Consider the following 23,551-nt stretch of genomic DNA (forward strand, 5'->3'; position numbering starts at 1 on the left):
CGGTGCACCGCCGCCAGGAGTCCACCGCCACCGCGGGCGGCTCCGCCCCGAGTCGCCGCCCGCACGACGGCGGCTCCGCAGACCGGAGAACCTGATGGACATATCGACCAAAGACACTCCAGCTCCCCCCACCCCACCGACTTTCCAGACCGCCGAGGACGAGCGCGCCGCCCGTGGTGTCACCCGCCTCGGCGACCGGGTCTTCCTCGGCCTCTCCCGTGGGTCGGGCATCTTCCTGCTGGTGCTCATGGCGGCCATCGCCGTGTTCCTCAGCTACCGTGCCGCGCTCGCGATCAGCGAGGACGAGGCCAACTTCTTCACGACCTTCGAGTGGAACCCCACCGGTGCCCCGCCGGTCTTCGGCATCGCGGTGCTGGCCTTCGGCACCCTCGTCTCGTCGGTCGTCGCGATGGCCATCGCGGTCCCGGTCGCCGTCGGTATCGCGCTCTTCATCACGCACTACGCCCCGCGCAGGCTGGGCGGCCCGATCGCGTACGTGATCGACCTGCTCGCCGCCGTGCCGTCCATCGTGTACGGCCTCTGGGGCATCCTGGTCCTCGTACCGCAGCTCGACGGGCTCTACGGCTGGCTGAACGACTACCTCGGCTGGACCGGCATCCTCTCGTGGCAGGGCGGCGCCCCCCGCTCGATGCTCACCGTCGGCATCCTGCTCGCGATCATGATCTTGCCGATCATCACCAACGTGAGCCGTGAGGTCTTCCGCCAGGTCCCGCAGATGCACGAGGAGGCCGCCCTGGCCCTCGGAGCCACCCGCTGGGAGGTCATCCGCATGGCGGTGCTGCCCTTCGGGCGCTCCGGTGTCATCTCCGCCTCGATGCTCGGCCTCGGCCGTGCGCTCGGCGAGACCATGGCCGTGGCGATGGTCCTGTCGTCCAGCTTCGAGATCAACCTCAGTCTGCTCGACCCGGGCGGCGGTACCTTCGCCCAGAACATCGCCAGCAAGTTCAGCGAGGCCACCGAGATCGGCCGTGACGCGCTCATCGCCTCCGGTCTGGTCCTGTTCGTCATCACCCTGCTGGTCAACGGTGCGGCGCGCCTGATCATCGCCCGCCGCAAGGAGTTCTCGGGGGCCAACGCATGAGCAACGCAACTCTCTCCCCGAAGGGCCCGAGCACGCTGCGCGCCGCGTCGCTGCCGAAGTGGTTCGCCTGGGCGGTGGCCGCCGGCTCGATCGCCCTGGGCCTCGGCATCAGCGCCGCGGCCGGCCTCGAAAGCTCCATCCAGTGGGCCCTGATCGCCGGACTCCTCTTCGTCCTCGGCACCTACGGCATCGCCGCGCGCGTCGAGGGCAAGCGGCAGGCCAAGGACCGCGTGGCGACCAGCCTCGTCTGGGTCGCGTTCCTGCTCGCGGTGCTCCCGCTTGCCTCCCTCATCTGGGAGACCGTCAGCCGCGGTGTGAAGGTCCTCGACGGCTACTTCCTCAGTCACTCGATGGGCGTGGTCTCCACCACCGAGCCCGGCGGCGGCATCTACCACGCCATCCTCGGCACCCTGGAGCAGGTCGGCATCGCCGCCGTCATCTCCGTGCCGATCGGTGTGCTGACCGCGATCTATCTGGTCGAGTACGGCAACGGCAAGCTCGCCAAGGCCGTCACCTTCTTCGTCGACGTCATGACGGGCATCCCGTCGATCGTCGCGGGTCTGTTCGTCCTCAGCACCTGGATCCTGATCCTGGGCATGGGCCCCTCCGGTTTCGCCGGCGCGATGGCGCTCACCATCCTGATGCTGCCGGTCGTCGTCCGCTCCACCGAGGAGATGCTCAAGCTCGTCCCGAACGAGCTGCGCGAGGCCTCGCTGGCCCTGGGCGTGCCGAAGTGGCGCACCATCCTCAAAATCGTGCTGCCGACCGCGATCGGTGGTATCACGACAGGTGTGATGCTCGCGGTCGCCCGTATCGCCGGTGAGACCGCTCCGGTCCTGCTGTTGGTCTGGGGCTCGAACTACATCAACGCGAACCCCTTCGCCGACCCGCAGGCCTCGCTGCCGATGTACATCTACCTGCAGTTCCAGCAGAGCGGCGGCTCCGGAGCGGCGTACGACCGCGCCTGGGCGGCGTCGCTGACGCTGATCGCCTTCATCATGATCCTGAACCTCGCGGCCCGCGGCATCGCCCGCTGGAAGGCCCCGAAGACCGGTCGCTGACGCGGCCATACAGCGACCAGTCTCCCGCGAAAGAAGCAGTGATTTTCATGGCCAAGCGAATTGACGTCAGCGGCCTCAACGCCTACTACAGCTCCTTCCGGGCCATCGAGGACATCTCGATCGCCATAGAGCCCCGTACGGTGACGGCCTTCATCGGTCCCTCCGGCTGCGGCAAGTCCACGTTCCTGCGCACCCTGAACCGGATGCACGAGGTCACGCCGGGCGGCCGCGTCGAGGGCAAGGTCATGCTCGACGACGAGAACCTGTACGGCGCCGGGGTCGACCCGGTGTCCGTGCGGCGTGAGGTCGGCATGGTCTTCCAGCGGCCGAACCCGTTCCCCACGATGTCGATCTACGACAACGTGGCGGCGGGCCTGAAGCTGGTCGGCGGCAAGAAGAAGTCCGAGCTGGACGACATCGTCGAGAAGTCCCTCAAGGGCGCGAACCTCTGGAAAGAGGTCAAGGACCGCCTCAACAAGCCGGGTTCCGGTCTCTCCGGCGGTCAGCAGCAGCGGCTGTGCATCGCCCGCGCGATCGCGGTCGAGCCGAAGGTGCTGCTCATGGACGAGCCGTGCTCCGCGCTGGACCCGATCTCGACGCTCGCCATCGAGGACCTCATCGGTGAGCTGAAGGAGCGCTTCACGATCGTCATCGTGACGCACAACATGCAGCAGGCGGCGCGTGTCTCCGACCGTACGGCGTTCTTCAACCTCTCGGCCGTCGGGCAGCCCGGCAAGCTCATCGAGATCGACGACACGGAGCGGATCTTCTCCAACCCCTCCGTCCAGGCCACGGAGGACTACATCTCCGGCCGCTTCGGCTAGGCCGTCGTCCTCGTCCGAAGGAACTCCTCGCGGTGCTGCATGGCGGTGCCGCCGCGAGGTAGGTGAAGGGCCCGTCCCCGGCTCCCGGGGGCGGGCCCTTTCTTCGTCCGGTGCGGGGGCCTTTCCCGCGGGGGCGTGGCAGGCCGGTTTTTCTCGCCCCCGCCGCCCCTGCCCGTCCCATCCCTGGGGGCTGCGCCCCCGGACCCCCATCGCCGAGTGGTCGGGCGCGGGTCCGGTGGGGCTTCTCGCGCAGTTCCCTGCGCCCCTGACGGGGCGCAGTTCCCCGCGGCCCTTGTGGGGCGGGGCGGGGGCTACAGGACCGCCAGGTTCACGATCCAGAAGCTCGTCGCGGCGACCAGGGCCGCGGCCGGCATCGTGATGAACCAGCCGAGGATGATGTTCTTGGCCACGCCCCAGCGGACGGCGTTGATGCGCTTGGTCGCGCCGACTCCCATGATCGCCGAGGTGATGATGTGGGTCGTGGAGATGGGGGCCTTGAAGATGAAGGCCGTGATGAACATGATCGACGCGCCGGTGGTCTCGGCGGCGAAGCCCTGCGGCGGGTCGAGCTCGATGATCTTCCGGCCCAGGGTCCGCATGATGCGCCAGCCGCCCGCGTACGTACCGAGGGAGAGCATGACCGCGCAGACGATCTTCACCCAGACCGGGATGGGGTCGCCGTAGTCCTCGACGTCCGCGATGACCAGGGCCATGACGACGATGCCCATCGTCTTCTGGGCGTCCTGGAGACCGTGGCCGAGGGCCATGCCCGCCGCCGACACGGTCTGCGCTATACGGAAACCGCGCTTCGCCTTGTGCGGGTTGGCGCGGCGGAATATCCACATGATCGCCGCCATCACCAGATAGCCGACGACCAGGCCGACCACCGGTGACACGAACATCGGGATGACGATCTTCTCCAGCACGCCGGACCAGTAGACCGTCGTACCGCCCGCGAGTGCCGCGCCCACCATGCCGCCGAACAGCGCGTGGGAGGACGACGACGGGAGGCCGAAGTACCAGGTGACGAGGTTCCAGGTGATCGCGCCGACCAGTGCCGCGAAGAGGATGCCCATCCCCTTCGAGCCCTCGGGCGTGGAGATCACGCCCTCGCTGACCGTCTTGGCGACGCCGCTGCCGAGGAACGCGCCGACGAGGTTCATCACCGCGGCCATGGCGAGGGCCGCGCGGGGCGTCAGCGCGCGGGTCGACACCGATGTCGCGATCGCGTTCGCGGAGTCGTGGAAGCCGTTGGTGTACGTGAAGAAGAGCGCGACCCCTATGGTCACGATCAGAGCGAAGGTGTCCATGAAGGGTTCAGGACTCCTTGACGGCGATGGTCTCCACCGTGTTCGCCACGTGCTCGAACGCGTCCGCCGCCTCCTCCAGCACATCCACGATCTGCTTGAGTTTCAGCACCTCGATGGCCTCGTACTTGCCGTTGAAGAGCATGGCCAGCAGCTTGCGGTGGATCTGGTCGGCCTGGTTCTCCAGCCGGTTGACCTCGATCCAGTACTCCGTGAGGTTGGCCATGGTCCGCAGGTTCGGCATGGCCTCCGCGGTCAGCTCGGCGGCCCGCGCCAGCACCTCGATCTGCTGCTCGACGCCCTTGGGGAGTTCCTCGACGTTGTAGAGGACGACCAGGTCGACGGCCTCCTCCATGAAGTCCATGATGTCGTCGAGGGACGACGCGAGGTTGTAGATGTCCTCGCGGTCGAAGGGCGTGATGAACGAGGAGTTCAGTTGGTGGAAGATCGCGTGGGTGGCGTCGTCACCGGCGTGTTCAGCGGCCCGCATACGCTCTGCGATCTCGGCCCGGCCGGCGGTGTCCGCCCCGAGCAGTTCCATGAGGAGTTTCGAGCCCGTGACGATGTTGTCCGCGGATGCGGCGAACATGTCGTAGAAGCTCGTCTCCCTGGGGGTCAGACGAAAGCGCACGTGGGGTCCTCGGTATGCATTGGATTCGGTCAGGCTGATGCTAGGCGCATCATCCGGCCACGGCTAATGGGCCGTCCCCCAGTGTCGCCCATGGGACAGATCGACCGGCAGGGGGGCCGCCCGCAGGGCGTATACCCGCCAAAGTTCGCTACCATATACCCGGTAGGGGTATATGTCTGGAGGCTGCGATGACGACCACAGGGGCCGGCGCTGAAGTGCCCTCCGCCGTAGACGGCGTGGAGCCGGGTGTCGTGACCGACCACGACCGTGGAATCCACGGGTATCACCAGCAGAAGGACGAGCACTTGAAGCGCCTGCGGCGCATCGAGGGGCAGATCCGTGGGCTCCAGCGGATGGTCGACGAGGATGTCTACTGCATCGACATACTCACCCAGGTCTCGGCCTCCACCAAGGCCCTGCAGTCCTTCGCCCTGCAACTGCTGGAAGAACACCTGCGGCACTGCGTCGCCGACGCGGCTCTCAAGGGCGGCACCGAGATCGACGCGAAGGTCGAGGAGGCCACGAAGGCGATCGGGCGGCTGCTGCGGACCTGAGCGCCGGGTGGCCTGGGGGTGTGCCGCCTGGGGTTGCTTTTCGGCCATCAGGTGTGGCCATCAGGTGCGGTCACCGGGTCGGTCGCAGGGTGGCGTCGGCGAGTGCCGTCGGCGGGCGAGGCCGCTGTGGGCGGTGTGGCCACGGGTATGCCGGCCCGGGGACGGTGTCCCCGCGCGGCCGTCCGCTACCGGGGCGTTTCGTCCTCGTGGGCGTGCTCTTCCCAGACGCGCAGGACCTCGTCGATGCGGTCGGGGCTGAGGCGGTCGCCGTCGGTGGTCGAGGCCGCGATGATGAGGTCGCCGCAGAGCTCGATCTCGGCGAGGGCCACGTGGTCCTGAACCGCCGTACCGCCTGCCGGAGCCACACGCATCACCTCTTCTCTGCCGTCACCGACTCCTAGGGTAGGCAGCGGCCCACAGCCCGCGCATGGCACCAACGGACCATTTCCGGCCCGGTACTTTCCGACAGGCCCTAGTCCTCCGCGATCTTTCCGGCGTAGATGTCCTCGGGTCTCGGCAGCCGTACGGTGACGGGGGCGCCGAAGTCGTACAGCAGGGTCGTCGAAGCGACGGCGATCGTGCCCTGCCGGGCGCCGTTGACGAAGCTGAAGCGGTGGCACACCTTCCGGATGCGGCCCTCGTCGTCGAGGTAGGCGTCGAAAGGGACCTGGGCGGTGGCGAACCCCTTGGCGGCGGCGCGCAGGGGGGCCCGGTTGCCCTCGGAGGCCGCGCGGGCGGCAACCGTGAGGTCGGCGGTGCCGCGGTAGTGCCGGACCCGGGTGCCGTCGATCTCGGTCTCGCCGACGAACGTCGCCGTACGCGTCCCGCGCAGCACCTCGGCCGCGGCGAACGGGTCGGTGGCGCCGCCGGTGACCAGGTTGCCGTCGGAGAGGGTGCCCGTGTCGACGCGGACCCATTTGTCGGTGGGCACGCCCGCACCCCGGTTCTTCATGAACAGGGCACCGGGAGCGAGGAGTTCGGTGATCGGGCGGTGCTCGCTGCGGCCGGTGGGGTCGTGCGGGAGCAGCACCTTGAGCCTGCCGAGCTGTCTGCCGTAGTCGTAGACGCCCTCGCCGTGGATGGTCACGCGGGTGCCGCCGGTGGCCATCTCCATCTCCGTACGGGCCTTGGAGCTGCCCGCGCGGACGAGGGTGGGGGCGGCCCGGTGCAGCAGTGCCACCGGGTCGGAGGGGAGGGAGTCGTCGAAGGGGCCGCCGACCGAGCAGCCGGTGACACCGGTCGCGCCGACGATGAGTCCCGCCGCGACGAGTGCCGCGCCTGTTCTGCTGTGCCGCCGCGTCACCATCGCCTGCCAACCCCCTGGCCGGGTCCGTACCGGGTCCACCTGCTTGTTTTCGTGATAACGACGGGTTGGGGAGGTCGTCACGCGGGGGAGGGAGTGGGGGCGCCGAATAGCTCAGGGTGGGAGGGATCGGGGTTACTTGCCCTGGGTAACGTTGTCGGTGTGGCGCATCAGGGCGAGCCGATACCTCCGCAGCAGCACCGTACGACCACTGTCGAACAGGGCCAGTTCTGCGTGGCGAGATGCAGCTGCGGCTGGCGCGGTCCGGCCCGGCGGGCCCGGAGCCTGGCGCGGACGGACGCGGAGGGGCACACGGCGAGCGGGATGTGAGGGCCAGGCGTGGCGGAGAGTCACGCGTGGCGGAGGATCACGCGTGGCGGAGGGTCGCCAGGAACTCGTCGATCAGTTCGCGGTCTCGGGGCTGGGTGAGGCGGGCGCGGGCGGCGGTCGGGTCCAGCCAGAGGATGCGGTCCACCTCCCGGTTGGGCGCGAAGTGACCGTCGGTCGCCTCGGCCGCCCAGTAACTCACCTGCTTGGCACGTCCGTTGACGAAGTAGTGGGTCGTGGGCAGCCGGGGGCCGGGCGCGCAGTGGTGGCCGGTCTCCTCCTCGACCTCGCGCAGCGCGCCGGTGAGGGCGTCCTCGTCGCGCTTCAACTTGCCCTTGGGGTGGGACCAGTCGTCGTACTTCGGCCGGTGGACCAGGCAGATCCGCAGGTCTCCGCCGTCGGGCGAGCGGCGCCACAGCACGCAGCCCGCCGCCTGGATGATGGCATCGCTGTTCTCGGTCACGACGTGCTCACCGCCTCCTTCTGCCAGGACTGCTGGAACGCGAACCGGGATGCCTCCACTTCGTGGCGCTGGTCGGCGTGGAGGACGCCGAGGGCGTAGGCCGTGGCCGGCGTGATGCGGGGGGTGCGGGCGGCGGAGGCCGCCGCGGAGGCCGCTTCGGAGGCGTCGCGGTGGCGGTTGAGGGCCTCGCCGGCCGCGAGGAGCCGTACGTCGACGGGGACGGCCTCGGGGTACAGGACCTCCAGGGCGTAGCGGTGGAGGCGGAGCAGGAGCCGTACCTGGTGCCAGGGGGCGTCCTGGGGGTGGGGCGCGGTGTCCGGGGAGAGGCCGTGGATGAGGGCCTCGGCGTTGTACGGGTGGCCTGCCATGTGGAGGGGGAGGCCGGTGACCGCGTCGCGGAGGCGGTCGTGAGCGGCGGCGGCGAGGGGGCGCAGGTCCGCGGTGGGGGCGGTGGGGGTGAGGGGCACCTCGCTGGCGAGGACGGCGAGGCTGTCCGCGACGGCGTGGAAGCGGCTGGAGCCGAGGGCCTGGAGGGCCGCGGAGTGGGCCCGGGTGCGGGCGAGGGTGAGCTGACGGTCCAGGAGGGCGCCCGCCTTGGCCGCGCCGACGGTCAGGTTGCCGCGGTCGGGGGTGGGCACGGCGGCGGGGGATCGTCCACCGGCTGTGGAAGTGGCGTCGACGGACCGACTGCCTGCGGTGGAGGCTGCGTCAGCGGGGCGTGCGCCCGCGGTGGAGGCGGCTGTGGTGGAGCGGCCGGTTGTCGCGGAGGTGGTGGTGGGGCGGGTGGGGATGGGCGGCTGGGTGGGGAAAGGGGTCGCTCCTGAGAGGCGGTTGAGGGCCGTCACCAGGCGGTTGAGGCGGGCCGCGTAGGCGTGTTCGCGGCCCAGGCTGCCCGACAGCCAGGCCAGTTCGGGGCGGAGGGACTCCGACCAGTCCGTGTCGAGGAGGGGGCGGAAGGTGTGCAGCGTGCCGCTGATGCGGCGGGCCGATCTGCGCAGGGCCAGGGCGGCGTAGGCGGACTCCTCGGCTCCCGCCGCCGCGCCCCCGCCGGTCTCGCGGTGGGTGCGCAGCGCGCGGAGGAACTCCGTGGCCTGGGCCCGCAGATAGCCGGCGACGGCGTCGGCGGGGACGACCGTGGAGTTCGTGGAGTTCGTGGGGTCAAGGTGTTGCTGTGCCACGCCGGCGCCTCCGGGCGTCAATGAGCGTCTCCTGGACGTTGCGCAGGGGCTGGCCGTCCGCGTCGTACGAGTGCCGGGTCCACTCGCCGTCGGGACCGAGGTGCCAGGAGGAGGTCGTGTCGGACATACCGGTCTCCAGCAGACGGTTGAGGGTCGCCCGGTGGGCCGGGTCGGTGATCCGGATCAGGGCCTCGATCCGGCGGTCGAGGTTGCGGTGCATCATGTCGGCGCTGCCGAACCACACCTCCGGCTCACCGCCGTTGCCGAAGCCGAAGACCCGGGAGTGTTCGAGGAAGCGGCCGAGGACGGAGCGCACCCGGACGTTCTCCGACAGGCCCGGGACGCCGGGTCGGATGGCGCATATGCCGCGCACCCACACGTCGATGGGTACACCCGCCTGCGAGGCCCGGTACAGGGCGTCGATGAGCGCCTCGTCCACGATCGAGTTGACCTTGATGCGGACGTACGCGGGACGTCCGGCACGGTGGTGCTGGACCTCCTTGTTGACGCGTGCGATCAGGCCGTCGCGCAGGGACTTGGGCGCGACGAGGAGGCGGCGGTAGGTCTCGCGGCGCGAGTAGCCGGAGAGCCGGTTGAAGAGGTCGGAGAGGTCCGCGCCGACCTGCGGGTCCGACGTCAGCACGCCCAGGTCCTCGTACAGCCGCGCCGTCTTCGGGTGGTAGTTGCCCGTACCGACGTGGCTGTAGCGGCGGAGGGTGTCGCCCTCCTGACGGACCACCAGGGACAGCTTGCAGTGGGTCTTCAGACCGACCAGGCCGTAGACGACGTGGCAGCCGGCCTCCTCCAGCTTCCGAGCCCACTTGATGTTGGCGTGCTCGTCGAAGCGGGCCTTGATCTCGACCAGGACGAGGACCTGCTTGCCGGCCTCGGCGGCGTCGATGAGCGAGTTGACTATGGGGGAGTCGCCGGACGTCCGGTACAGGGTCTGCTTGATCGCGAGGACGTCCGGGTCCTCGGCCGCCTGCTCCAGGAACGCCTGCACCGACGTCGAGAAGGAGTCGTACGGGTGGTGCAGCAGCACGTCCCGGTTGCGCAGCGCGGCGAAAATGTCGGGTGCGGACGCCGACTCGACCTCGGCCAGGTCGCGGTGGACGCCGGCGACGAACTTGCGGTACTTCAGCTCGGGCCGGTCCAGGGAGGCGATGCGGAAGAGGCCGGTGAGGTCCAGGGGCCCGGTCAGCGGGTAGACCTCGGACTCCTTGATCTTCAGCTCGCGCACCAGCAGGTCCAGGACCTCCTGGTTGATGTTCTCCTCGACCTCCAGGCGCACCGGCGGCCCGAAACGGCGCCGCATGAGCTCCTTCTCCAGGGCCTGGAGGAGGTTCTCGGCGTCGTCCTCCTCGACCTCCAGGTCCTCGTTGCGGGTGACCCGGAAGGCGTGGTGCTCCAGCACCTCCATGCCCGGGAACAGCTCCTCCAGATGTGCGCCGATCACGTCCTCCAGGGGGACGAACCGGCCCGGGGAGGCCTCCAGGAAGCGGGACAGCAGCGGCGGCACCTTGACGCGGGCGAAGTGCGAGGTGCCGGTCACGGGGTTCTGTACGCGTACGGCCAGGTTCAGGGAGAGACCCGAGATGTACGGGAAGGGGTGCGCCGGGTCGACGGCCAGTGGCGTCAGGACCGGGAAGATCTGGTGGCGGAAGAGCGTGAAGAGGCGGGCCTGCTCCTTCTCCGCCAGTTCGCTCCAGCGGACCAGGTGCACGCCCTCCTCGGCCAGTGCCGGGGCGACGTCCTCGTGGAAGCAGGCGGCGTGCCGCGCCATCAGCTCACGGGAGCGGGCCCAGATCATCTCCAGCACCTCGCGGGGCTGGAGGCCGGAGGCGGAGCGGGTGGCCACGCCGGTGGCGATACGGCGCTTCAGGCCGGCCACCCGGACCATGAAGAACTCGTCGAGATTGCTGGCGAAGATCGCCAGGAAGTTCGCCCGTTCGAGGAGGGGGGTGTGGGGGTCCTCGGCCAGTTCCAGGACACGCTCGTTGAAGGCGAGCCAGCTGCGCTCCCGGTCGAGGAAACGGCCCTGCGGCAGCTTTTCGCCGTCGTACTCTTCTTCCTCGTATCCGTCGAGGTCGGCGTCGATGTCGGGTTCCAGGTCGGAGACGGCGGCCGACACCGTGTGCGGGCGGTGGCCCGTTATGGAGCCGACGGTCGGCTGTGCGTGCTGGACCGGGTCTGCCTGGGCGTTGGACTGGCTCATGACACCATTCTTCCGCGCCGCGAGCATCACAGGCGCGTCAGACAGGGCCGGTGGGAGTGAAGGGACGGGCGCGAAGGCGTTCGCGGCGTCGTTCTCGGCGATGTCCGCGTCGATGCGCGCGACGACGTCGACGACATCGGCGGCCCGGTCCGGGGCGACGGGCGCGGTCGCACGGGTGCCGCTCCCCGCGCTCTTCCCGTTGCTTGGGCCGTTGCGTGGGGGAGGCGAGGGCTCAGGGACGACGGGGTTCATTGCGGAAGCGTCGCAAGGCTGTCTGAATCGCCGGTTACGGAGACCTTACGTGCGGGATAGCGGAGGGAGGACCGCCGGTTCCGCGGAAGCCCGCCGGAGGCACGTGCGGAAGCCCGCGCGGAGGCACGCGCGGGCCCCGGCGCACGCTGGTTCCGCCGTCGCGCGCTGTTCACCGGCCGTACGCCGTGGGCACCGCCCCTCCCCCCGTAGGAGGGGCGTGCCTGGTCGATGGGCCGGCCGGACTCTCGTGGCTCGGGTGGTGGACGCCGCCCGGTCAGCGGCTGCGACGGCGCAGGAGCCAGAAGGCGGCGGCGGTGGCCACGACGGTGACGGCGAGGACGATGCCGGTGGCCATGAGGTGCAGTGGCCAGAAGTGCGAGGACGGCCGGGTCCCGACGGGCTGGCCGGTGGGCCGCAGGTCCCCGGTGTGCTGGTCGAGGTACAGGTGGAACCAGACCATGAAGCCGAGGGCCACGGCGAGCGCCGGCAGTGCCCGCTTCAGGGCGAGGCCCGCCAGGGCACCCACCGCCAGCGCGCACAGGGCGTACGCCACGAGCAGGGGGCCGCGGTTCACCATCGGGTCGGGGTAGTCCCACTCGTCGCCCATGACACTCCGGTCCGCTCCCCAGGCGGAGCGGTAGAGCAGGACCAGGACGGTGGTGCCGAGGACGAGCAGCGCGGCGGGCACCGCCAGTTTGACGACGAGCCACCGGGTCGGGGTGACCGACTGCGTCCAGGCCAGCTGGGCCGTGCCCCGCTCCAGCTCGCGGCCGGTCAGCGAGGCCCCGGCCCAGGCGGCCACGCCGTAGCAGAGGTACGAGACGAGCGTGCCGATCATGCTCATGTACATGCCGTACGACATCGCGGACTCGATGTCGATGCATCCGCCGCGCCTCCTGCACGCCGCGCTCTCCCGCCATATCTCGTCCAGGGTGACGATCCGCAGCCAGAGCATCCAGCCCGCCATGGCCAGGACGTACGCGCCCCACACCAGCAGCGCCGAGCGGTGCAGGCGCAGCACGGTCCGGACCAGGCCGCGGTGGGCGGCGGGGAGGGCGGGTGCGGTCGTGGTGGTCATGTCGTTCCTCCCTTACGCGGTGAGGCGACGCTTCCCGTACGGCGGCGCAGCAGCTGGAAGGCGGCCAGGACCAGCAGGGCGGTGACGGTGAGGACGATGCCGGTCTCGACGAACTGGAGGGGCCAGAAGTGGGAGGAGGGGTGGAAGTCGGTGTAGTAACCGGCGACGTCGGTCCGGTCGCAGGAGACGTCCGCGCACGCCCCGTTCGAGACACGGTCGCCGGAGGTGAGGACGATGCCGCGGTCGACCAGCTCGCCCGTCCAGCTCCGGTCGGAGGCCTTGGAGACGAGGGTCTCGGTCGGCCACAGGGCATGGCGCCGCGTCCGGAAGATGCTCATGAAGACGGCCACGCCCACGAACCCGGCGGCGAGCGCGGGCAGGGAACGGCGGATCAGCAGGCCCGCGAGGACGCCGAGGGCCAGGGCGAGCAGCGCGTAGGCGGTGGCGAGGGTGCCGTTGCCCATGAAGGTGCTGTACTGGAACCAGTCCCGGGTTCCGAGTGCGTGCCGCAGCTGCTCCTCCCGCCACCACACCAGGCGGTTCAGCAGGGTCAGCAGGACCGTCCCCGAGGCGATCAGGGCGGCCGGGACGGCGAGCTTGGCGGCCAGCCAGCGGGCCGGGGAGACGGACTGGGTCCAGGCCAGCCTGGCGGTGCCGTTCTCCAGATCGCGGGCGATCAGGGCACCGCCCGCCCAGGCGCCGATCAGGAGTGGAGCGATGGCGAGGGCGACGGAGCCGAGGCCGACGATCAGGTCGAACCGGTTGTACGCGGGGCCCACTTCGCAGTACTCGGCCTCCGCGCAGCCGCTCTTCACGTACTCCGCCCAGGCCGCGTCCACCCCCGGTCCGGCAGCCCACAGCAGCCCGCCGGCGGCCAGCCCCACCAGCAGCCCCCAGAACCACAGGGCCGACTGGTGCACGCGGAGTGTCGCCCGGATCAGACCCCGGGTCGGGGTCATGGCCGGGGCCGGGGTCGGCATTTCGGAGCGGACGGTCTCGGTGGTCGTGGTGCTCATACCGCCGCCTCCCGCGCTTCGGCCCCGTCGGTCTCGCCGGCGTGGTCGTCATCACCCTCGTCGTCGACGGTGAGGGCCGGGGCCTCGGGCGCCCGCAGGTGGGCGAGGACCAGCTCCTCCAGGGTTGGTTCGGCCGTTCGCCAGTCGGGGCCGATGGGGCCCTGCGGGCGGATGAGCGCGGTGAGCTGACGCCCCGTCGTGCGGGACTCGACGACCGTGTGCGGGGCGAGATCGCCGGCCGGGCCGGTGACCAGGGTGTGCGCGGCGAGTATCTCGTCCATCGGGCCCGCGAGCCGGACGCACCCGGCACCCAGCAGGAACAAGTGGTCGCAGGAGCCCTCCAGTTCGGCCACCACGTGCGAGGACATGACAACCGTGGTGCCGTGCTCGGCGGCCTCCGCCAGCAGGGTGCCCATCAGCTGGTGCCGGGCGAGCGGGTCGAGGTCGGCCATCGGCTCGTCCAGGAGCAGCAGTTCGGGCCGCTTGCCGAGGGCGAGGGCGAGCGCGACCCGGGTGCGCTGGCCGCCCGAGAGGGAGCGGATCTTGGCGTCCCGGTTCAGCCCGCCCGCGTCCACCACCCGCTCGGCGACGGCCGCGTCCCAGTGCCGGGGGTTGAGTTCGTGGCCCAGCCGCAGTGTCTGGGCGACGGTCAGCTGCGGGTAGAGGGGCTTGTCCTGGGCGACGTAGGCGATGCGCTCGCGGGCCGCCGCCGGGGTCGTGCCCAGCACCGTGATCGCGCCCTCGGTGGGGGCGAGCAGCCCGGCCGCGTGGGCCAGGAGTGTCGACTTGCCCGCGCCGTTCGGTCCGACGACCGCGCACACCCGCCCCATCGGCAGCCGCAGCGTGCAGTCACGCAGCGCCCAGCCCCCCTGCCGCCACCCGAACCTCTTGCCGAGCGCGGCCGCCTCGATCGCGGTCCCCGTCATGCCTCGTCCCCCTGATCCTTCTGATCTCGCTGATCTCGCTGATCTCGCTGGTCACGCTGGTCTTTGGTGAAGTGTTCGTCCAGTACGGACGTGAAGAGCGCCGCCGCGTCGTCCCGTTCCAGGCCGGTCTCCCGGGCCCGTACGGCCCATGCGTCCAGCTCGGCCCGCAGCGGGGAGTCGACGGGCGTGGCGCCCAGTGACTTCCGTACGAACGTGCCGAGGCCGCGGCGGGCCTCGACCAGGCCTTCGCGTTCCAGCTCGCGGTAGGCCTTCAGCACCGTGTTCGGGTTGATCGCGGTGGCTTCCACGACCTCGCGGGCCGTGGGGAGCTTGTCGCCGGGCTCCAACAGGCCCAGTCGCAGGGCCTGTTTGGTCTGGTGGACGATCTGCACGTAGGTGGCGACACCGCTGCGCCGGTCGATGCGGTACTCGACCACTCGAACAACCACCCTTTCACTAATTGAGTAGTGAAAGGGTGGTGCAAGAGAGGGGGCGGTGTCAACAACACCGCCCCCGGCCTGTGGATAAGTCAGGTTTCGCTGCGGTACATCAGGTCCGTCTCGTACGTCACGAATCCGAGGCGTTCGTACACGGTCACCGCCGCCTTGTTGTCGGCGTCGACGTAGAGCATCGCGGTGGGCAGGCCCTGGGCGGCGAGGTGGCGCAGGCCGATCGTGGTGAGGGCCTTGCCGAGGCCGCCGCCCTGGGCGCCGGGGCGGACGCCGACGACGTAGACCTCGCCGAGCTGTTCGGCCGTGTGCGCCTTCGTCCAGTGGAAACCGAGGAGTTCGTCGCCCCGGAAGGCCAGGAAGAAGCCCGCCGGGTCGAACCAGGGTTCGGCCTTGCGGTCGTCGAGGTCGCGCTGGGTGAGGGAGCCCTGTTCGGGGTGGTGGGCGAAGGCCTCCGCGTTCGCGGCGAGCCAGGCCGTGTCGTCCTCGCCGGGGACGAACGGGCGGACGGTGACACCGCCGGGCAGCACCGGCTCGGGAGGGTCGAAATCGGCCAGCGAGCGGCGCATCTGGCGCAGTTCGCGGAACAGGGTGAGGCCGAGGACCTGGGCGAGGTGGCGGGCGGCGGAGTGGCCGCCGTGCGCCCAGACGCGCAGGCGCTTGCCGGACTCGGCGAGCAGGGCGGCGCCCAGTGCCCGGCCGTGCCCGTGGCCCCGGTGGGAGGGGTGGACGACCAGCTCGGCGGCGGGGGCCTCGATGGGGTCGTTGTCCTCCAGCTGGGCGTAACCGACCAGGTCGTCCCCGACGCTGAGAAGGAGGTGGCGTACGCCGTCCCGGGGTCCGCCGCGGAGCTGGAGGCGGCCCTGCTCGGACACCGCCTGCTGGCCGTCCACCTGGGCGGCCTCGTCGAGCAGCGTGAGGACGGAGTCCTTCTGGTCGGGGGTGAGTTCCGGTCGGGTTTCGATGCTGCGGGCGGCTGCGCTTGCCGCTGGGCCGGGCCGGGCGGTGTCGTCGCTGGTCATGGGTTCGAGGTTAACCGTGGGGTGGGCCGGGGGGAGCGCCCACGAGCTCGGTTGCTTCCCGTTGTCGCGTGGCGGCGGCTTGAATGTGACGGATCGCGCCACCCGGTGGAGCCGTGGATGTCACGGTCCGGCGCCCCCATACGTGCCGTTTCGTTCCCAGTCCTCCCTGACGGCAACCAGGTCGTAACCATGAACCCCCTGTCGCGCTACGCGCGTTGACCCTACGCTTCGGGCCCACGGGGCCTGTTCTCACGTTTCTCTTACATCTCACGAATCCAGGGGGGCACATGTCAGCCACACCCCAAGCGCACCGCCGCAGAAGCCGCCGCAACCGGATCATCGCCACCGCGGCAGGCCTGGCGACCCTCGGGGCGCTGGCCGCCGCGATCCCGGCGAGTGCCGGTGAGGCGCAGTCTCACAAGCCCGGCAAGAGCAAGCCGCGGTACCAGGACGTGCAACTGCTGTCGTTCAACGACCTGCACGGCAACCTGGAGCCGCCGGCCGGTTCCTCGGGCCGGGTGAGCGAGCTGCACGAGGACGGTACGACCACGACGATCAACGCCGGTGGTGTCGAGTACCTGGCGACGCACCTGCGGGAGGCCCGCAAGGCCAACACGAAGTTCTCGATCACGGCCGCCGCGGGTGACATGGTCGGCGCCTCCCCGCTGATCTCGGGCCTGTTCCACGACGAGCCCACCATCGAGGCGCTGAACGGCCTCAAACTCGATGTGACGAGCGTCGGCAACCACGAGTTCGACGAGGGCGCCAAGGAACTGCGCCGCCTGCAGAAGGGCGGCTGTCACAAGACCGACGGCTGCTACGTCGAGGGCAAGAAGTTCAAGGGTGCCGACTTCCCGTACCTCGCGGCGAACGTCATCGAGGAGAAGACCGGCAAGCCGCTCCTGAAGCCCTACTGGGTGTGGAAGAAGAACGGCGTCAAGATCGGCTTCATCGGTGTGACGCTGGAGGACACCCCGGGCGTCGTCTCCGCCGAGGGCGTCAAGGGCCTCAAGTTCAAGGACGAGGTCGAGACGATCAACAAGTACGCCAAGGAGTTGGAGAGCCAGGGCGTCAAGTCGGTCGTCGCGCTGATCCACGAGGGCGGTCTCCCCGCCTCGCAGTCGTACAACTACGACTGCGACTCGCCCGGCGCCGGTGACGGCATCTCCGGTCCGATCGTCGACATCGCCAAGAACATCACGCCGAAGGTCGACGCCCTCGTCACCGGCCACACGCACGCCGCGTACGCCTGCACGATCAACGACCCGGCGGGTCAGCCGCGCATGGTCACCTCGGCCGCGTCCTTCGGCCGCCTCTACACCGACACGACGCTGACGTACGACCGTCAGACCAACGACATCTCCCGTACGGCCGTGAAGTCCGCGAACCACGTGGTCACCCGGACCGTCGCGAAGGCCGCCGACATGACGGCCCTCATCAGCAGGTGGAACACCCTCGCCGCCCCCATCGGCAACCGCACCATCGGCTACATAACCGGCGATGTGGCCAACGTCGGCACCGAGACCCCGATGGGTGACCTCATCGCCGACGCGCAGTACTGGTACGGCAAGACGCTGGACCCCGGGGTCGACCTCGCGCTGATGAACGCCGGTGGTGTGCGCGGGCCGCTCACCTACGCGGCCAAGGGCACCGAGGGCGACGGCGTGGTGACCTACGCCGAGGGCTTCACCGTCCAGCCGTTCTCCAACACGGTCAACCTGCAGGACTTCACGGGTGCCCAGATCATCCAGGTTCTCAAGGAGCAGGTGAGCGGTTCGAACACCGCCGCGCCGAAGGTGCTGCAGCCGTCGTCCGGCCTGACGTACACGCTCGACCTCACGAAGTCCGGCGCCGACCGCGTCGTCGTCGCCACCATCAAGCTCAACGGTGTCGCCATCGACCCGGCCGCCACGTACCGCGTCGCCACCAACAACTTCCTCGCGGGCGGCGGCGACGGCTACCCGACGCTGGGTCAGGGCACGAACGACCTGGTCGGCGCGGACGACCTCGCCGCGCTGGAGCAGTACCTGCTGGCCAACTCCTCGGCGAGCAGCCCGATCGCGCCGCCGGCGGCCAACCGGATCACGATCATCAACTAGCCCCTCGCGGGTTGCTTCGGGCCGTCCGTCCAGTGCGGTTCGAACATCCCTGATCGGGCTTGAACATGCCTGATCGCGCGGTTCCCCGCGCCCCTCCCGGGGCGCGGGGAACCGCTTTTTCTGTCACGGCCTCGGGTATCCCGGCGCCACGCCCCCTCCCGTCGGGCGGCCGTCGAGGGACAGGGAACCGTCGGCGTGGGTGACGACTCCCGTGCCGCAGCCCGCGTCGAACCGGCCGCCACAGGCGAGCCCGCCCGCGCCGTTGGTGATGTGCCGGGTGGGGTGCGTCGTGCCGACGTCGGCGGAGCCGGGTTCCGTAGGGGCGGCCGTCGTCGACGGTGCGGCGAGCAACGCGCAGACGAAGGCGGCGGGGATCAGAAGACCAAGGCGCCCGTGCATGACCTGCATGGCAGTCGCCTCCTTTCCTTGTCGTTCTCCTCCCTCACCCTGGATCCTCCGTACTCGCCCGGGTATTAGCGCATCCGCGTATGTTGCGGCGATCCCATCCACCTGTGTCCCGAAAAGCGCATCCACGTATGTTTTGGGAGTCCGCAGCGCTAGCTTGGTAGGGCGACCCGGGGAGGAGGCGCTCATGGCCGGCCGGCAATCCCTCACGGAACGGCATCTGCGGGCGATGCGGGACGTCGTCGAGGACGCCCGGCGGGACGACGGGACGGAGCGCTCCGCCGATGCCGTGCTCCCGCCCGCGCTGCTCCGGGGTCTGTACGCGCTCGTGCCCTGCGACCAGCTCGCCTTCAGCGAACTCGACATCCCCACGCGCCGCGAGCTGGCGTACCAGGAAGAGGGCCTGCCGGACAGTTGCTTCGCGCCGGACCCCGGGCCCGACGCGTACTGGCAGTGGCGCCACGCGCATCCGCTCTGCCTGCACATCGAACGCTGCCAGGGAAACACCCCGGTGCTTCAGCTGTCGGACTTCGTGAGCCCGCGGGAGCTGCGCCGCCTGCCCCTCTACACCGAGTACCTCAAACCGATCAAGGCGAGCATGGCGGTGGCTCTGCCGACCGCGCCCGGCCGCACCCGCGTGTTCATCTTCGTACGGGAACGCGCCCGCCCCTTCAGCGAGGCGGAGCGGCTGACCCTGGAACTGCTCCGGCCCCACCTCGACACCCTCTACCGCGAGGCGGCCCGTCGGCGGCACGGACCCACGGTCCGTCTGACCGCCCGCGAACTCGACGTCATGCGCGCGGTCGCCGGGGGACTCGGCAACGAGGCGATCGCCCGCCACCTCGTCGTCTCCCCGCACACGGTGCGCAAGCACCTGGAGAACGTCTTCCGCAAGCTCGGCGTCGACAGCCGTACGGCGGCGGTCGCGCGGGTGTTCCCGGAGCGGGACACGGATCGTCCGTACTAGACGCCGGAGCGAAACCTCTCGCCGTCACGCTCCGCGCAGCGTGTACCCCAGCCCCCGTACGGTGTGGATGATGCGGGGCTCGCCCCGGCCCTCCAGTTTGCGGCGGAGGTACATGACGTACACGTCGAGGGTGTTGGAGGACGGCTCGAACTCGAAGCCCCAGACCTCCCGGAAGATCCGGGCGCGGCTGTGGACCTTGACCGGGTGGCGGAGGAGGTATTCGAGGAGGGCGTACTCGGTGCGGGTGAGGGCGAGGGGGCGTTCGGCGCGGGTGACGGCACGGCTGCCGAGGTCCATGACGACGTCGGCGTAGGCGAGCCGGTCCGCGGGGGCACGGGGGACGACCACGCGGAGCGGGAGCGGTTGGCCCCGGCGCAGCAACGCCCTTACGCGCGCGAGGAGTTCCTCGGGGGCGAAGGGCTTGGCGAGATAGTCGTCGGCGCCGTTGTCGAGGGCGACGATACGGTCGCCGACCGCGTCCCGGCCGGTGATCATCATGATCGGCACGGTGGAGCCGGAGGCCCGGATCCGCCGGGTCGCGGCGAGCCCGTCGAGCCCCGGCATGGTGACGTCCATGAGGACGAGGTCCGGCTCACCGCCAGGAGCCCTCAGTGCGTCGAGGGCCACGAGACCGTTCTCGGCGAGCACGGTGTCGTAGCCCTCGAACCTCAGCAGCCGCCCGATCCCCTCACGTACGGCCTCGTCGTCATCGACCAGCAGAATCTTCCGCGCCATCCCCACAAGGTGAGGGCGACCGCTGTGGCTGGTCTTGGAGAGGGGTGTGGGCGGGCTGGGGGAGCGTTACTTGGCGCAGGTCTTGGGGTCCAGCTTCTCTTCCCACTTGTCCTCACGGCCGTCGGGCTGGCCGTTGGGGAGGAGCTTGTCGGAGGTGCCGTCGATGTAGTAGCCGTGCGAGTAGATCGTGCGGTAGGAGCGGTTGCGCCAGGTGTGGACGGTCTTCTCGCCGTTGCCCTTGTTCCAGGAGTAGTCCTCGACGTAGAAGATGGGGTTGACGCGGACCACGCGCTGGTACGGCGTCCACGTCACGGCGATCTGGGTGCACGGCGGGATCGCCTTCTCGCTGCGGCGCTCGAAGCTCGACGACTTCTCCCAGCCCCACTCGTACGAGAAGCTGCCGCCCGCGCTGCCGGAGAAGATGCTCTTGGCGACCGAGAAGCTGAGCTGCGCGCCGACGCTCTTCTTGGCGAACGTCTTGGTGCTGTAGCTGCTGACGAAGGTCTCCTTGTCGCCCTGCGACCCCCGGTTGCCGATCCAGGGGGAGGTGCGGACGGCGGTGCCCGTGGTGGACCAGGTCGACGCCTGCGCGTTGCCGCACCAGCCGCGGAACGTCTCCCAGTCCCCGGCGGGCACGAACAGCCCGAAGACGTCCCGCAGGTACTCGTTCTGGGTCTTGAACTCGCCGGTCCGGACGTTGAGGGCGCCGTACACGCCCGTCAGGCTCGTCTTCTGGTTGCACAGCCGCTCGATCATCGAGTCGGTGTTGCCCGGGTCCACGCCCCGGACGTTCGTCGCACCGCCCGGCCCGGCCGCCTGGGCGGAACCGGCGCCTGCCAGGACACCGGACACGGCCAGCGCGGTGGACGCCGCGACGAGGGCGCCCTTCTTGAGAGATGCCTTGACCTTGAGTGCGGTTCGCATAGCTGTGCGCTCCTACTACTGGGTACCGGCTCGGCGGTCACCGGTTCTGTTGTCTGGGGAACGTAAGAACTCGAAGAACTCACCAGTAGCGAACACGACCCACCTCACAGCAGCGTCAGAGCTTTCTCAGACTCCGCTCAGAAATTGGTCATGGACCCGTCACGCGCATCCGCCATGCTCGCGCACCGGTGCGGCGACAGCGCTCGACCATCACTCGCTCGTTGATCAGGGGGCACGGCCGAGCAGGCCCAGGTACTCGCCGAGGCGAGCCGCCGCGTCGAGCATGGCGACGCTCCGCGCGGTCAGTCTCCGTCGCCAGTCGTCCAGGGCGTCGGAGAGGGTGTCGGTGCCGCCGGCCGTCCGGATCCGCCGGACCACGGTGGCGATGTGGTCCAGGGGATAGCCGCCACGCCGCAGGAGGTGGGCCAGCTCCGCGTCGCGGATGTCGGCCGCGCGGTACACGCGGTACCCGGTGAGCGGGTCGCGTGCGGGGGCGAGGATGCCGGCGTTCTCCCAGTTCCGCAGGGTCGCCGGGGTGACCTGGAGCTGGTGGGCGAGGTCGCCGACGGTGCGCGTGCCGTGCTCTGTCGACGGCGGTGTCGGCGGTGTCGGCGGCGTCGGACGCTCGGCGCCGCCCTGTGCCATCAGGTGGTCCACCGCGTCCCGCACCGCGTCGAGGGTCTCCCGGTCGCGGAGCGACCGGCTGTGGCCACGGTCGATGATCAGCAGGGCGTCGTCGAGGGCGTCCTCGTGCAGGGCGCGCATGATCTGTCTGGCGGCCGGATGTCCGTAGGCCGCAACGAGGGAGAGGAAGGCGCGGAGGGCCGCCGCGTGCACCTCGGTGTAGACCCGGTAGCCGCTGGGCGTGCGATCGGCGGCCGGGAGGAACCCGTCCCGCTCGTAGTTGCGGACCGCCTGGGTCGAGAGGCCGTGTTCGCGGGCGAGGTCGGAAGGTCGCAAGGTGATCACCGGTTTGAGACTTTACGGGACTCCGTGGAGCAAGCCTGCGGGCTGTGACTTCTCAAGCCTCAACCGATCTTTCAAGGATACGATTGAGGCTCATGAGTCAGGACATTCGAGACTTCGTGACCCCGTCATGCGACCTGCTGGCCCTCGGCGAACCGACGCACACGGAGCCGGCCTTCCCCCGCCTCCGCAACGACCTGTTCGCCCGACTCGTCGACCAGGGCTTCCGTTCGATCGCCCTCGAAACCGACCGCGTCCCCGCGTTCGCCCTGAACGACCATGTCCAGGACGGAACCGGCGACTTCGACGAGGTGATGCGCGAAGGCATCGCGTTCGGCCGCGGCGAACTGCCCCCCAACCGGCACCTGATCACCTGGATGCGCGAGTACAACCGGACCCGCCCGCCGGAGGAACGCCTTGCCGTCCACGGCTTCGACGCCGAGATGGAGAACCTGAGCGCGCCCAGCCCGCGCGGCTACCTCGAACACGCCCGCGCCTACCTGACCGGCGGAGGAGGCCTCGCCCCCACCCTCGCTCTCGCCTCCTCCTCCGCCGTCGATCTGGCGAGCCTCGCAGGTGACGACGATCGGTGGAGCCGTACGGAGGCCGTCATGGACCCGGCCATGTCCATCGGCGCCACGGCGGAGGCTGAGACGCTCCGCTGCCTCGCGGACGACCTTCTCACCGAGTTCCACGCCCGCGCACCGGAACTGATCGCGGCGACCTCACGCGCCGAGTGGTTCCGGGCGAAGACCCACCTCACCGCCGGTCTCGGCCTGCTGCGCTACCACAGGCAGTTGGCGCAGCCCGTCGAAGAGAGCGTCCGCATATCCCGCCTCCTCGGCACCCGAGACGCCCTCATGGTCGAGAACCTGCTCGACATTCGCGCCATCGAGGCGGGCCGCGGCCCGACCCTGGTCTTCGGCCACAACCTCCACCTGCGACGAGGACTCAGTCACATGCGCATGCGCGACCTGGACCTCGGCTGGTACGGCGCCGGCGCCGTCCTGAGCTCGCTGATCGGCGAGCGGTACGCCTTCTTCGCCGGCAGCCTGGGCCCCGACGAGGCGACCTCCGAAGGCGCCGACGGGGTCCTGCACATCGACGTTCCCGACTAGGGGCAGTCCTCGCCGACCCGCCGCCCCCTGCTGACCGCGATCCGCAGCACGTCCTCCAACGACTCCGCCGCCCGCGTCAGCGCGAACCGCACCGCCCGTTCCCCGGCCGCCGCGTCCCCCAGTACGGCCCTGCTCCCGGCCAACACCTCCTCCGCCGAACCGAGTTGGGACACCTCCACACTGTCGGCGAGGAGGGAGAGCGCCCCGGGGTGCGCGGTGTCCGGGTCCAGATAGCAGGGCTTGCCGTCGAGGGTGGTCCACGGCAGCAGGCGCAGTCCGTCCATCATGCGGGGACCTCGATGCGGTGGAAGCCGAAGATGTCGTGGCTGTACAGCTCTTCCGCGCTGAGCACGTAGGGCCGTACGAGGTTGTCGTAGCGCTCGAAGGGCCAGATGTCGACGGGCTTGTGGGGCGGGTGAGGAGGGGCGGGTTCCGGCGACTCCTCCGCCTCGGGCGGCGGTGGACCGGGTGCGGCCCAGCGGAGCAGTGCCTCGCAGAGCCGGACGACGAGTGCGCGCATGCCGGTGCCCTTCTTTCGTCTCAGGGTTATTTCAGGGTCGGTCTGACGAGCGGTGATTACCGTTCGTGTTCCGATCGTCACGGGTGAGACGTACGCTGCGGAAGGGGGT

25 protein-coding genes are annotated in these 23,551 nt (G+C 70.0%); 7 read left to right on the forward strand and 18 right to left on the reverse strand.

Annotated features, from left to right (window positions below; translation table 11 throughout):
* Positions 1–94 precede the first annotated feature (94 nt).
* Genes pstC through pstB form a run of 3 tightly spaced genes read left to right on the forward strand, consistent with a single transcriptional unit; the run spans position 95 to position 2,987 of the window.
* On the forward strand, positions 95–1,102 hold the full coding sequence (gene pstC, locus OG622_RS26190) for a phosphate ABC transporter permease subunit PstC (RefSeq protein WP_371579054.1): 1,008 nt from the start codon (positions 95–97) through the stop codon (positions 1,100–1,102).
* Positions 1,099–2,163, forward strand: coding sequence for a phosphate ABC transporter permease PstA (gene pstA / locus OG622_RS26195; protein WP_371579055.1), 1,065 nt, complete (start codon positions 1,099–1,101; stop codon positions 2,161–2,163). Before pstC ends, pstA begins: the two co-directional genes overlap by 4 nt.
* Positions 2,164–2,210: 47 nt before the next feature.
* Positions 2,211–2,987, forward strand: coding sequence for a phosphate ABC transporter ATP-binding protein PstB (gene pstB / locus OG622_RS26200; RefSeq protein WP_371579056.1), 777 nt, complete (start codon positions 2,211–2,213; stop codon positions 2,985–2,987).
* A 311-nt stretch (positions 2,988–3,298) separates the two neighbouring features.
* Here pstB and OG622_RS26205 read toward each other — a convergent pair whose 3' ends face one another.
* Entirely contained in the window at positions 3,299–4,297 is a 999-nt protein-coding gene (locus OG622_RS26205; RefSeq protein ID WP_371579057.1) for an anion permease, read from the reverse strand.
* Between the two features lie 7 nt (positions 4,298–4,304).
* A complete protein-coding gene (locus tag OG622_RS26210) occupies positions 4,305–4,925 on the reverse strand; it encodes a DUF47 domain-containing protein (protein WP_037688246.1) in 621 nt (206 codons plus the stop codon).
* A gap of 188 nt (positions 4,926–5,113) precedes the next feature.
* On the opposite strand from OG622_RS26210, the gene OG622_RS26215 reads away from it, so the two are divergent.
* Positions 5,114–5,479 (forward strand): metal-sensitive transcriptional regulator, encoded by a 366-nt coding sequence (locus OG622_RS26215; RefSeq protein ID WP_326581256.1) that lies wholly within the window; start codon positions 5,114–5,116, stop codon positions 5,477–5,479.
* A 185-nt stretch (positions 5,480–5,664) separates the two neighbouring features.
* On the opposite strand, the gene OG622_RS26220 is transcribed toward OG622_RS26215, so the two are convergent.
* The 10 genes from OG622_RS26220 to mshD all read right to left on the reverse strand — a co-directional run bounded on the left by OG622_RS26220 (position 5,665) and on the right by mshD (position 15,708).
* On the reverse strand, positions 5,665–5,850 hold the full coding sequence (locus tag OG622_RS26220) for a hypothetical protein (RefSeq protein WP_371579058.1): 186 nt from the start codon (positions 5,848–5,850) through the stop codon (positions 5,665–5,667).
* A gap of 101 nt (positions 5,851–5,951) precedes the next feature.
* Positions 5,952–6,785, reverse strand: a complete 834-nt coding sequence (locus OG622_RS26225) for a hypothetical protein (protein ID WP_371579059.1) — start codon at positions 6,783–6,785, stop codon at positions 5,952–5,954.
* A gap of 364 nt (positions 6,786–7,149) precedes the next feature.
* A complete protein-coding gene (locus OG622_RS26230; protein ID WP_371579060.1) occupies positions 7,150–7,572 on the reverse strand; it encodes an NUDIX hydrolase in 423 nt (140 codons plus the stop codon).
* Positions 7,569–8,750: a CHAD domain-containing protein gene (locus tag OG622_RS26235; RefSeq protein WP_371579061.1), complete on the reverse strand. Its 1,182-nt coding sequence runs from the start codon at positions 8,748–8,750 to the stop codon at positions 7,569–7,571. The genes OG622_RS26230 and OG622_RS26235 overlap by 4 nt, the downstream gene beginning before the upstream one ends.
* Complete coding sequence (locus OG622_RS26240) at positions 8,731–10,992, reverse strand: RNA degradosome polyphosphate kinase (protein WP_371584222.1); 2,262 nt, start codon at positions 10,990–10,992, stop codon at positions 8,731–8,733. The genes OG622_RS26235 and OG622_RS26240 overlap by 20 nt, the downstream gene beginning before the upstream one ends.
* A gap of 499 nt (positions 10,993–11,491) precedes the next feature.
* Entirely contained in the window at positions 11,492–12,295 is an 804-nt protein-coding gene (locus OG622_RS26245; protein WP_371579062.1) for an ABC transporter permease, read from the reverse strand.
* Entirely contained in the window at positions 12,292–13,311 is a 1,020-nt protein-coding gene (locus OG622_RS26250) for an ABC transporter permease (protein ID WP_371579063.1), read from the reverse strand. The genes OG622_RS26245 and OG622_RS26250 overlap by 4 nt, the downstream gene beginning before the upstream one ends.
* Positions 13,308–14,237 carry an ABC transporter ATP-binding protein gene (locus OG622_RS26255; RefSeq protein WP_371579064.1) on the reverse strand — a complete coding sequence of 310 codons (930 nt, stop codon included), beginning with the start codon at positions 14,235–14,237 and terminating at the stop codon, positions 13,308–13,310. Before OG622_RS26255 ends, OG622_RS26250 begins: the two co-directional genes overlap by 4 nt.
* A complete protein-coding gene (locus OG622_RS26260; protein ID WP_371579065.1) occupies positions 14,234–14,674 on the reverse strand; it encodes a GntR family transcriptional regulator in 441 nt (146 codons plus the stop codon). The genes OG622_RS26255 and OG622_RS26260 overlap by 4 nt, the downstream gene beginning before the upstream one ends.
* Positions 14,675–14,766: 92 nt before the next feature.
* Positions 14,767–15,708: a mycothiol synthase gene (gene mshD, locus OG622_RS26265; RefSeq protein ID WP_371579067.1), complete on the reverse strand. Its 942-nt coding sequence runs from the start codon at positions 15,706–15,708 to the stop codon at positions 14,767–14,769.
* Between the two features lie 287 nt (positions 15,709–15,995).
* Between mshD and OG622_RS26270 the strand changes: the two genes are divergently transcribed.
* Positions 15,996–17,807 carry a bifunctional UDP-sugar hydrolase/5'-nucleotidase gene (locus OG622_RS26270; protein ID WP_371579068.1) on the forward strand — a complete coding sequence of 604 codons (1,812 nt, stop codon included), beginning with the start codon at positions 15,996–15,998 and terminating at the stop codon, positions 17,805–17,807.
* Between the two features lie 123 nt (positions 17,808–17,930).
* Here OG622_RS26270 and OG622_RS26275 read toward each other — a convergent pair whose 3' ends face one another.
* Positions 17,931–18,215, reverse strand: coding sequence for a hypothetical protein (locus tag OG622_RS26275; protein WP_371579069.1), 285 nt, complete (start codon positions 18,213–18,215; stop codon positions 17,931–17,933).
* Between the two features lie 184 nt (positions 18,216–18,399).
* Between OG622_RS26275 and OG622_RS26280 the strand changes: the two genes are divergently transcribed.
* Positions 18,400–19,179 carry a response regulator transcription factor gene (locus tag OG622_RS26280; protein ID WP_371579070.1) on the forward strand — a complete coding sequence of 260 codons (780 nt, stop codon included), beginning with the start codon at positions 18,400–18,402 and terminating at the stop codon, positions 19,177–19,179.
* 24 nt (positions 19,180–19,203) lie between these two features.
* On the opposite strand, the gene OG622_RS26285 is transcribed toward OG622_RS26280, so the two are convergent.
* The 3 genes from OG622_RS26285 to OG622_RS26295 all read right to left on the reverse strand — a co-directional run bounded on the left by OG622_RS26285 (position 19,204) and on the right by OG622_RS26295 (position 21,807).
* Positions 19,204–19,914 (reverse strand): response regulator transcription factor, encoded by a 711-nt coding sequence (locus tag OG622_RS26285; protein ID WP_371579071.1) that lies wholly within the window; start codon positions 19,912–19,914, stop codon positions 19,204–19,206.
* A gap of 66 nt (positions 19,915–19,980) precedes the next feature.
* The gene (locus OG622_RS26290; RefSeq protein ID WP_371579072.1) at positions 19,981–20,838 is read right to left on the reverse strand and encodes a hypothetical protein; all 858 of its coding nucleotides are present in this window, start codon (positions 20,836–20,838) and stop codon (positions 19,981–19,983) included.
* Between the two features lie 225 nt (positions 20,839–21,063).
* On the reverse strand, positions 21,064–21,807 hold the full coding sequence (locus OG622_RS26295) for a TioE family transcriptional regulator (RefSeq protein WP_371579074.1): 744 nt from the start codon (positions 21,805–21,807) through the stop codon (positions 21,064–21,066).
* A 92-nt stretch (positions 21,808–21,899) separates the two neighbouring features.
* On the opposite strand from OG622_RS26295, the gene OG622_RS26300 reads away from it, so the two are divergent.
* Positions 21,900–22,922, forward strand: a complete 1,023-nt coding sequence (locus tag OG622_RS26300; RefSeq protein WP_371579075.1) for an erythromycin esterase family protein — start codon at positions 21,900–21,902, stop codon at positions 22,920–22,922.
* On the opposite strand, the gene OG622_RS26305 is transcribed toward OG622_RS26300, so the two are convergent.
* Positions 22,919–23,209: a hypothetical protein gene (locus OG622_RS26305; RefSeq protein WP_371579076.1), complete on the reverse strand. Its 291-nt coding sequence runs from the start codon at positions 23,207–23,209 to the stop codon at positions 22,919–22,921. The genes OG622_RS26300 and OG622_RS26305 overlap by 4 nt on opposite strands.
* Positions 23,206–23,442, reverse strand: coding sequence for a hypothetical protein (locus OG622_RS26310; RefSeq protein ID WP_371579077.1), 237 nt, complete (start codon positions 23,440–23,442; stop codon positions 23,206–23,208). Before OG622_RS26310 ends, OG622_RS26305 begins: the two co-directional genes overlap by 4 nt.
* Between the last annotated feature and the right edge of the window lie 109 nt (positions 23,443–23,551).

Origin of the sequence: Streptomyces sp. NBC_01314, from assembly GCF_041435215.1 — a bacterium.
GTDB lineage: Bacteria > Actinomycetota > Actinomycetes > Streptomycetales > Streptomycetaceae > Streptomyces.

What these genes read in the sequence shown, in the direction of transcription:
- OG622_RS26270 (WP_371579068.1), top strand. Translation starts at nt 15,996, where the DNA reads ATGTCAGCCACACCCCAAGCGCACCGCCGCAGAAGCCGCCGCAACCGG.
- OG622_RS26300 (WP_371579075.1), top strand. Translation starts at nt 21,900, where the DNA reads ATGAGTCAGGACATTCGAGACTTCGTGACCCCGTCATGCGACCTGCTG.
- pstA (WP_371579055.1), top strand. Translation starts at nt 1,099, where the DNA reads ATGAGCAACGCAACTCTCTCCCCGAAGGGCCCGAGCACGCTGCGCGCC.
- OG622_RS26305 (WP_371579076.1), bottom strand. Translation starts at nt 23,209, where the DNA reads ATGATGGACGGACTGCGCCTGCTGCCGTGGACCACCCTCGACGGCAAG.
- OG622_RS26205 (WP_371579057.1), bottom strand. Translation starts at nt 4,297, where the DNA reads ATGGACACCTTCGCTCTGATCGTGACCATAGGGGTCGCGCTCTTCTTC.
- OG622_RS26275 (WP_371579069.1), bottom strand. Translation starts at nt 18,215, where the DNA reads ATGCAGGTCATGCACGGGCGCCTTGGTCTTCTGATCCCCGCCGCCTTC.
- mshD (WP_371579067.1), bottom strand. Translation starts at nt 15,708, where the DNA reads ATGACCAGCGACGACACCGCCCGGCCCGGCCCAGCGGCAAGCGCAGCC.
- OG622_RS26290 (WP_371579072.1), bottom strand. Translation starts at nt 20,838, where the DNA reads ATGCGAACCGCACTCAAGGTCAAGGCATCTCTCAAGAAGGGCGCCCTC.
- OG622_RS26245 (WP_371579062.1), bottom strand. Translation starts at nt 12,295, where the DNA reads ATGACCACCACGACCGCACCCGCCCTCCCCGCCGCCCACCGCGGCCTG.
- OG622_RS26240 (WP_371584222.1), bottom strand. Translation starts at nt 10,992, where the DNA reads ATGCTCGCGGCGCGGAAGAATGGTGTCATGAGCCAGTCCAACGCCCAG.
- OG622_RS26220 (WP_371579058.1), bottom strand. Translation starts at nt 5,850, where the DNA reads ATGCGTGTGGCTCCGGCAGGCGGTACGGCGGTTCAGGACCACGTGGCC.
- pstB (WP_371579056.1), top strand. Translation starts at nt 2,211, where the DNA reads ATGGCCAAGCGAATTGACGTCAGCGGCCTCAACGCCTACTACAGCTCC.
- pstC (WP_371579054.1), top strand. Translation starts at nt 95, where the DNA reads ATGGACATATCGACCAAAGACACTCCAGCTCCCCCCACCCCACCGACT.
- OG622_RS26225 (WP_371579059.1), bottom strand. Translation starts at nt 6,785, where the DNA reads ATGGTGACGCGGCGGCACAGCAGAACAGGCGCGGCACTCGTCGCGGCG.
- OG622_RS26255 (WP_371579064.1), bottom strand. Translation starts at nt 14,237, where the DNA reads ATGACGGGGACCGCGATCGAGGCGGCCGCGCTCGGCAAGAGGTTCGGG.
- OG622_RS26310 (WP_371579077.1), bottom strand. Translation starts at nt 23,442, where the DNA reads ATGCGCGCACTCGTCGTCCGGCTCTGCGAGGCACTGCTCCGCTGGGCC.
- OG622_RS26280 (WP_371579070.1), top strand. Translation starts at nt 18,400, where the DNA reads ATGGCCGGCCGGCAATCCCTCACGGAACGGCATCTGCGGGCGATGCGG.
- OG622_RS26250 (WP_371579063.1), bottom strand. Translation starts at nt 13,311, where the DNA reads ATGAGCACCACGACCACCGAGACCGTCCGCTCCGAAATGCCGACCCCG.
- OG622_RS26215 (WP_326581256.1), top strand. Translation starts at nt 5,114, where the DNA reads ATGACGACCACAGGGGCCGGCGCTGAAGTGCCCTCCGCCGTAGACGGC.
- OG622_RS26285 (WP_371579071.1), bottom strand. Translation starts at nt 19,914, where the DNA reads ATGGCGCGGAAGATTCTGCTGGTCGATGACGACGAGGCCGTACGTGAG.